Origin of the sequence: Stenotrophomonas maltophilia group sp. RNC7 (assembly GCF_030910085.1) — a bacterium.
Taxonomy (GTDB): domain Bacteria; phylum Pseudomonadota; class Gammaproteobacteria; order Xanthomonadales; family Xanthomonadaceae; genus Stenotrophomonas; species Stenotrophomonas sepilia.
In genome coordinates, this window is record NZ_JAVFVN010000132.1 from 1 (window position 1) to 351 (window position 351).

Annotated in this window: 1 protein-coding gene; it reads right to left on the minus strand. The window is 26.5% G+C overall.

The features are described from left to right. Window positions 1–249, minus strand: a 249-nt coding sequence (locus RCF13_RS01540) for an HAD-IIIA family hydrolase (RefSeq protein ID WP_308140761.1), incomplete at its 3' end; no start/stop codon positions are given. Window positions 250–351: the final 102 nt, after the last annotated feature.

Consider the following 351-nt stretch of genomic DNA (forward strand, 5'->3'; position numbering starts at 1 on the left):
ATAAGTTCCTTCCTCTTTTAATAAATCATCAACATAATTGTGAAGTATTTCAATATCGGTTTCTTTATAATATCCTCTTGCTACTCCTGCTTGATTTGTAATAACAATTACTTTATATCCTAATTCATGAAATATCTTAATTGCTTTAGGTGCATTGGGAATGAATTCAAAATCTTGTGGTTTATATAGATAATTAACTTCTTTATTTATAGTTCCATCTCTATCTAAAAAAACAACCTTATCTTTCATCTTTAAAATCCTCTTGGGCTTTATAATAATCTTCTGGTATTCCTATATCAATAAAATACCCATTACTTTCAAACGCACACATTGTATATTTTAATGATTCTA